Origin of the sequence: Piscicoccus intestinalis NBRC 104926 (genome assembly GCF_001515525.1) — a bacterium.
Classification (GTDB): Bacteria; Actinomycetota; Actinomycetes; order Actinomycetales; family Dermatophilaceae; genus Kineosphaera; species Kineosphaera intestinalis.
In genome coordinates this window covers 1-5,220 of record NZ_BCNQ01000220.1, presented here as the reverse complement: position 1 = coordinate 5,220, position 5,220 = coordinate 1, and the positions used below count along the sequence as shown (strand labels likewise).

Annotated in this window: 5 protein-coding genes; all 5 read right to left on the bottom strand. The window is 76.1% G+C overall.

From position 1 onward, the window contains the following. Positions 1-826: ribokinase (locus PINTE_RS20270; protein WP_245643078.1), on the bottom strand; the 826-nt coding region annotated here is incomplete at its 3' end. Next, a complete protein-coding gene (locus PINTE_RS20265) occupies positions 823-2,541 on the bottom strand; it encodes a glycoside hydrolase family 3 protein (protein WP_068434239.1) in 1,719 nt (572 codons plus the stop codon). The genes PINTE_RS20270 and PINTE_RS20265, both read right to left, overlap by 4 nt. A 78-nt stretch (positions 2,542-2,619) precedes the next feature. Next, a complete protein-coding gene (locus tag PINTE_RS20260) occupies positions 2,620-3,594 on the bottom strand; it encodes a sodium:calcium antiporter (RefSeq protein WP_068434237.1) in 975 nt (324 codons plus the stop codon). Position 3,595: 1 nt separating this feature from the next. After that, positions 3,596-4,642, bottom strand: a complete 1,047-nt coding sequence (gene tsaD / locus PINTE_RS20255; RefSeq protein WP_068434235.1) for a tRNA (adenosine(37)-N6)-threonylcarbamoyltransferase complex transferase subunit TsaD — start codon at positions 4,640-4,642, stop codon at positions 3,596-3,598. Next, positions 4,639-5,163 carry a GNAT family N-acetyltransferase gene (locus tag PINTE_RS20250; RefSeq protein ID WP_068434232.1) on the bottom strand — a complete coding sequence of 175 codons (525 nt, stop codon included), beginning with the start codon at positions 5,161-5,163 and terminating at the stop codon, positions 4,639-4,641. Before PINTE_RS20250 ends, tsaD begins: the two co-directional genes overlap by 4 nt. Positions 5,164-5,220 lie beyond the last annotated feature (57 nt).

The following is a 5,220-nucleotide window of genomic DNA, read 5'->3' as shown; positions in this document are numbered from 1 at the left end:
CCGCGTGCTGCACGGCGGTCGCGCCGGCCTGCTGGCCCGCGTCGAGCGCGGCGCCCTTGTCGATCTCGCCGGAGCCAGCCGCGGCCAGCGCGGCGCACAGCGCGCCGCAGAAGGCGTCGCCGGCGCCGGTGGTGTCGACGACCCGGTCGGCGGGCACGCGCAGGCCCTCGCGGCGCTCGTCGTCCCAGCCGGCGCCCGCGGCGCCGTGCGTCGTCACCGTCGAGGGCGGTGTCAACCCCGCGTCGGCGAGCTGCCGGGCCTCGTGCTCGTTGACGATCACCGCGTCGACGAGGTCGAGCACGTCCTGCGGCAGTTCCGCGAACGGCGCGAGGTTGATGAGCACCCGGGCCCCCGCGGCGTGCGCCCCGCGGATCGCCGCCGTGTTCGCCTCCGCCGGGATCTCCTGCTGCAGCAACACGACATCGTGCGCCGTCAGCGATCCCACGGCCGCCTCCAGCGTGCGCGGCCACAGCGCCGAGGCGTTGGCGCCCGGCGCGATGACGATCGAGTTCTCGCCCGCCTCGTCGACGACGATGAGCGCGGTGCCGGTGGGGCGCTGCGGGTCGAGCGCGACGAGGTCGACGTCGATCCCGAGGTCGGCGAGCCGCTGCCGGTAGGCCCGCCCGCCCTCGTCGTCGCCGACGTGCCCGACCATCGTCACGCTCGCCCCGGCGTCGGCCGCGGCCACCGCCTGGTTCGCGCCCTTGCCGCCGGCGAGGCGCACGAGGTCGGTGCCGGTGAGGGTCTCCCCCGGCCGCGGATGCCGCTCGACCTGCGTGACCAGGTCGATGTTCAGGCTCCCGATGACGACGACGCGTCCGCTCACGACGACCTCCCGCATCCGCTGCCGATGGCGTGGTTTCCGACGGCGACCGGCAGTGCCCCGGAGGCGGTGCGCTCCCCGAGCAGCACGCGCACGAGCTCCGCGAAGGTGGCCGGGGTCCGGCCGAATGTCGCGAGCTTAGCGACGCGGGCGCGGTCGCGCGCGAGCGTGTAGGGCGCGTCAAGGGCCACGACCACGTCACCGGTGGCCGGGGCGCTCGCTGTCGATTCGCCGTCGTCCTCGGCGGCCCGGTAGGTAGAGCCGCCGCGCAGCACGACGCTCGTGCCGGAGCCGGTGCGCAGGCCGGCCGCCCGCGCGGCCGTCGTCAACGCCTCCCGGTCGGCGGCGTCACCGCCGCTGACGCGGATGCCGTCGCCGACGAGCCGGGCCCCGCACTCCCCGCCGAGCTGGGTGATCGCAGCGGCCGCGACGTCCTTCGCCACCTGCTGGTGGCTCCCCGGTTCGCTCGGAGCGGGCGGATCGTGCACCGCCGCCCGCAGGGTCGCCACCATCCGGGCGGCCGATTCCTCGAGCCGCCCCCGCGTCACGGAGCCGTCGTCGACGGCCTTGACGAGCGCGGTCACCGCCGCCTTCGCGTCGGCGGGCATGAGCAGCACGTCGGCCCCGGCCCGCACCGCCTCGACCGCGGCCTGCCCGGCTCCGAACCGCGACGCGACGGCGGCCATCTCCAGGGCGTCGGTGACGACGAGCCCGGTGAACCCCAGATCCTCGCGCAGCACCCCGGTGAGCACCTTCTGCGAGACGGTCGACGGCCGCTGCGGGTCGACGGACGTGAGCACGATGTGGGCGGTCATGATCGCGGGCGCCCCGGCGGACACCGCCTCCGCGAACGGCAGCAGGTCGCGCTCGCGCATCTGCGACAGCGGCGCGCGCTGGGTGACGGTGCCCAGGTGGCTGTCGTCACCGACTCCCCCGTGGCCGGGAAAGTGCTTGAGGGTGGGCAGGATTCCGGCGTCGAGGTAGCCGGCCGCCAGAGCCGAGGAGATCCGGGAGACGGCCCGCGGGTCGGAGCCGGGCGAGCGCACCCCGATCGTCGGGTCGGCCTCGCCGACGGTGACGTCGGCGACCGGCGCGAGCACGACCGTGTACCCCAGCCCGCGCAGCTCGGCGCCAGAGGCGGCGCCGACGCGGCGGGCCAGCCCTGGGTCGCCGGCGGCGCCGAGGGCCATGACGGCCGGGAACAGCGTCAGCGGCGAGTCGAGCCGGGTGACCGGACCGCCCTCCTGGTCGATGGAGACGAACGCCGGCCAGTCCCGGCCGGATTCGCGCATCGCCCGCTCGAACGCCGCGTTGTCGGCGCGGGCCGTGCGGACGGCCGCTGCCCCTTGCGGAAGGTTGTCGCGGAACACCGCGTACCCGCCGTAGCCGCCGGAGCGCAACGCCGCCGCGGCGTCCTGCCCGGCTCCACGCTGGCGGGGCACGACGAGCTGGGCCGCCAGCTGCGGCACCGAGAGCCGGGCCACGTCCGCACGCGCCGCCGACAGCTGCTCCGCGCTCGGCCGGCCGGTCAGGCCCGTTGCCGCCTGCCCGCCCCGCCCGCCGGACTCAGCGGTCGACGACTGCGCTGACCCGCTGGTGGCCTCGGTCGCCCCGGAACCCGCTGGGGCCGTAGCGCCCCCGGTGTCCGAGCCCGTCGAGCGGGGCAGCCCGCCTCCCGAGCACCCTGCGACCGGCGCGAGCAGCAGCAGCGCGGTCACAGCCCACAGGGCACGCCGCGGCGCACGTCGTCGACTCATCACACCCACACCCGCACCTCGACCCCTCGCGTTCCCACCTCACAGGACCCCCCGCAGCACCGCCACGACGTACGCGACGTAGCCGGCCGCCAGCACCCCGCCCACCACCGCCGGGAGCCGCCCGCGCACCGCGGCGAAGACCGCCAGCGGCAGCGCGGCCGCGACGACCGCGACGGTGAGCAGGCCGGGCGCCTCCAGCGGCGCGACCAGCGATGCCACCCCCAGTGTGAGGGTTGAGTTGTACAACGCCGAACCGAGCACGCCGCCGATGGCCACCTGGGTGAGGCGGCGGCGCCGGGCCGCGACGACGAGCGCGAGCACCTCCGCGGACGTCGCGAACGCCAGCGCGGTCAGCCCGGTCGCGTGCTCCCCCAGGCCCGCGGCGACCGCGATCCGGCCCGCGCCGTCGACCGCGAGCGCGCCGCCGAGCACCATCGCGAACAGCCCCGCGAGCAGCCACACCACCGCCCGGCGCCCCGAGACCGCAGACCCCGCTATGTCGTCGTCGTCATCATCGTCGTCGGTCTCGGCGAGCTCACCGAAGGCCGGCGGACGCCGCTCGGTGCGCCAGATGAACGCGACGACAGCGACGAACAGCGCGCACAGCAGCGCCCCCTCCCACCGCTGGACGACGCCGTCGGCGACCGCGGCCGCCGCCGCCACCCCGGTGAGCGCGGCGAATCCCGCGTACCGGCGCAGCCGGGCCCGCACCGCGACCGGCTGCACGAGCAGCGCGAGGCCGAGCCCGAGCCCGAGCGTGAGCATCGTGACGTTGGCGCCGAGGGCGTCGGTCGCGGCGAGCACGGGGCGGCCCTGCGCGGAGGCGATGACGGCCGTGGCCATCTCCTCCGGCTCCGCGCCGGCGAGCAGCAGCGCCATCGCCACCATCGGCAGGCCGACGATCCGGGCGACCTTGGCCAGGTGCTCCATGAAGACGTCGGCGCCCCACGTCAGCAGCACGCAGCCGAGCACGAGCAATCCGAGTCCCGGCGCGAGCACGCCGAGCAGTGTCATCTCAGACGCTCACGACGTCGACCGGCAGCGAGGAGTCGGCCGGGATCCCCAGGTCGGAGGCGGGCCGCCCCCGGGCCACGAGCTGCGCCCCGAGGGCCGCGACCATCGCGCCGTTGTCGGTGCACAGTCCGGGCCGCGGCACCCGCAGCCGGATGCCGGCGGCGTCGCAGCGCTCCTGCGCCATGGCGCGCAGCCGCGAGTTGGCGGCCACCCCGCCTCCGATGAGCAGGTCGTCGACGCCGTGTTCGCGGCAGGCGAGCACGGCCTTGCGGGTGAGCACGTCGGTGACCGCCTCCTGGAAGCTGGCGGCGACGTCGGCGACCGGCACCGGCTGCCCGTCGCGTTCGCGGGCCTCGACCCAGCGGGCGACGGCGGTCTTCAGCCCGGAGAAGGAGTAGTCGAAGCGGTGCCGCTCCATGTCGCGCCCGGAGGTCAGGCCGCGCGGGAAGCTCACGTAGGCGGCGTCGCCCGCGCGGGCGGCCTTGTCGATGTAGGGCCCTCCCGGGAACGGCAGCCCGAGCACCCGGGCGACCTTGTCGAAGGCCTCGCCGGCGGCGTCGTCGATCGTCGCGCCGAGGGAGGTGATGTCGTCGGTGATGTCTGGCACGAGCAGCAGGTTGGAGTGCCCGCCGGAGACGAGCAGGGCCGCGGTGGGCTCGGGCAGCGGGCCGTGCTCGACGATGTCGACGGCCACATGCGAGGCCAGATGGTTGACGCCGTACAGCGGCTTGTCGAGCGCGAGCGCGAGGGCCTTGGCGGCGGCGAGCCCGACGAGCAGCGCGCCGGACAGGCCGGGGCCGCTGGTCACGGCGATGGCGTCGAGGTCGCGCAGCCGCACCCCGGCGGTCTCGCAGGCGCGGTCGATCGTCGGGACCATCGCCTCCAGGTGCGCGCGCGACGCCACCTCGGGCACGACCCCGCCGAAGCGGGCGTGTTCGTCGACGCTGCTGGCCACGGCGTCGGCGAGCAGAGTCTGGCCGTGCACGATGCCGACGCCGGTCTCGTCGCACGACGTCTCGATGCCCAGTACGAGCGGGCCGCTACTCATCGCTGCTCCTGTTCGGCTGAGCTGTCGGTGGGATCGGTCAGGTGCCGCCGCATGACGAGCGCGTCGACGTCGCCGTAGTACCGCCGGCGCACGGTGAGCACCTCGAATCCCTCGGACTCGTACAGCGCCCGGGCCGCGACGTTGTCGGCCCGCACCTCCAACAGCAGCGCGCTCGCCGGCGCCGCGAGCTCGTAGAGCCGGTGCAGCAGCGCGCGCCCGAGCCCGGTGCCCCGGGCCGCGGGCGCCACCGCGATCGTCATGACGTCGGCGACCGCTCCGCCGCGATCCACCCCGGCGTAGCCGAGCACGCCGTCCGGAGCGCCGGCCACGGAGGCGGTGACGGAGGCGGCCACGGAGGCGGTGACGTACGCCCGGCGCGGCCGCGCGGCCAACTCCGCCCACCACGAGGGGGCGCTCCAGGCGTGGGCGCCGAACAGTTCGGTCTCCAGCTCGGCCAGCGTCGGGATGTCGCTCCAGCGGGTCTCCCGCAGCACGGTGTGCGAGCCCGTGGCGGTCGTCATGAGCGCCCCTGCCCGGGGTCGGCGGCGGTCTCGGGCGGCGCGACCGGGGCGGCTGGC

What these genes read in the sequence shown, in the direction of transcription:
- PINTE_RS20260 (WP_068434237.1), bottom strand. Translation starts at nt 3,594, where the DNA reads ATGACACTGCTCGGCGTGCTCGCGCCGGGACTCGGATTGCTCGTGCTC.
- tsaD (WP_068434235.1), bottom strand. Translation starts at nt 4,642, where the DNA reads ATGAGTAGCGGCCCGCTCGTACTGGGCATCGAGACGTCGTGCGACGAG.
- PINTE_RS20250 (WP_068434232.1), bottom strand. Translation starts at nt 5,163, where the DNA reads ATGACGACCGCCACGGGCTCGCACACCGTGCTGCGGGAGACCCGCTGG.